This is a genomic window from Mediterraneibacter sp. 210702-DFI.3.120 (assembly GCF_020561005.1).
GTDB lineage: Bacteria > Bacillota > Clostridia > Lachnospirales > Lachnospiraceae > Mediterraneibacter > Mediterraneibacter faecis.
On record NZ_JAJCNG010000059.1, the window covers coordinates 1 to 1,716 of the forward strand.

Here is a 1,716-nt window from a genome sequence, read left to right on the forward strand (position 1 = left end):
TGGTATGCTCCCCGTCAAGAGGACAATAAAAAATAATAAATTTTTGTATCGTCAGCCATGCTATGGCTGGCGATATTTTATGCTGCTTTTGTATATTGCTCATGATATTTCATTGGTGTCATTACATGCAGTTTCCTTTGAAGTCGTTGGTTGTTGTAGTAATCTATGTAATTAGCTATCGCAGTAATCAAAGAGCTTCTGTCATTAAAACGCTGTTTATAATACATTTCTCGTTTTAGAATTCCCCAAAACCCTTCCATTGGTCCATTGTCAATACAGTGGGCAACTCTAGACATACTCTGCTTCATATGATGTTTTTTTAATCTAGTATAAAACTGTGCGCTTGTATATTGAAAGCCTCGATCAGAATGAACTAATGGGTGTGCATCTGGCTCCTGACGGACAGCCTCATCAAACGTGTCCATAACTAATGGATTATCATTATGATCGCTGATTTTAAAGGAAACAATCCTTCTATCATATAAATCTAAAATAGCACTCAGATAAACTTTATGAACTTCTATTCCGTTGTAGTATTTAAATTCAGAAACATCTGTAAGCCACTTTTCATTCGGTTTTTCGGCGTGAAATTCATGGTGTAAATAGTTTTTTGCTATGTGATCAGGATTTCTGTCTCCTCTGGTACAACTCTTAGGTTTCCATTTAATATTTGATTTTATATCGTATTTCCTACAAATACGAAGTACTCGTTTATCATTCACATGAATTCCTTTATGTCCATCTAATTCATCACGAATCCTTCGGTATCCCATATCTGGATGCTGGTTATGAATCCTTTGGATTTCAGTGGATAGTCTTTCGTTTCGAAGTTCATTATTACTTTTCGGATATTTTACCCAGCGGTAATACGCAGAACGTGTAACATTAAGATATTTACAAAGTCTATCTATGGGATAATGCTTAGTAGACGATAGTTTTTGGATGGCTTCATATTCGGCTAACCGATGGATTAAAGATAGCGACCCCTCCTTTCCAGTTCTCTGACTTTTTTTAACAGATCATTCTCCATTTGTAAGTCTAGATTTCTTCTTTCCAGTTCAGCTATCTTGTCACGTAGCTCTTCTTCAGGTGTTCTGCTTGGAAGAGAAGCTATACGACGTCCACGTCTGTCTTCCAGACCCGCTTGACCCATCTTTTCGTATCGTATTACCCAATTGCGTACTTGTTGATAGGAACAATCATATTTGAGTGCCATTGCACCATAATTCTTATCATTTGCAAGACAATCTGTTACTATTTTTAATCTCTCATCAAGTGTAGTGTTCTTTGCTTTTTTCATGTAAGCACCTCCAGTGGATGTTTTTAATATTCCACCAGAATTATACACCTTAATCCAATCGGAAAGCTGTTTGTGTGAACGAATTCCGTATTTTGTGCAAATATCCTGAAGAGATCCTTCTCCGTTAAGATAATCATTTATAGCAGATATTTTTAAATCTTTTGAATAAGATTTGTTTTTCGGTTGATTGAGTAATCCAGTTGGTCCATCATACTGATAAATAGAAATCCAATTTCGAATACTATGATGATCAACTCCCAATTCTTTTCCTGCTTGCCGTATGCTAATTTCTCCTGCAAGGTAGCGTTCGACTATTTTTACTTTTTCTACTGGTTCTATCTTACTCTTTCTGAACATGAAAATACCCCCATATAGGACTTTTATATTTCATTGTCCTATATGAGGGTAGCATATCA

Annotated in this window: 2 protein-coding genes; both read right to left on the reverse strand. The window is 35.9% G+C overall.

Translation table 11 applies throughout. The annotated features are described in order from the left end of the window. Positions 1-77 precede the first annotated feature (77 nt). Positions 78-971 carry an IS3 family transposase gene (locus tag LI162_RS15145; protein WP_227156868.1) on the reverse strand — a complete coding sequence of 298 codons (894 nt, stop codon included), beginning with the start codon at positions 969-971 and terminating at the stop codon, positions 78-80. Continuing rightward, positions 971-1,657 carry a helix-turn-helix domain-containing protein gene (locus LI162_RS15150; protein WP_054754427.1) on the reverse strand — a complete coding sequence of 229 codons (687 nt, stop codon included), beginning with the start codon at positions 1,655-1,657 and terminating at the stop codon, positions 971-973. The genes LI162_RS15145 and LI162_RS15150 overlap by 1 nt, the downstream gene beginning before the upstream one ends. Positions 1,658-1,716 lie beyond the last annotated feature (59 nt).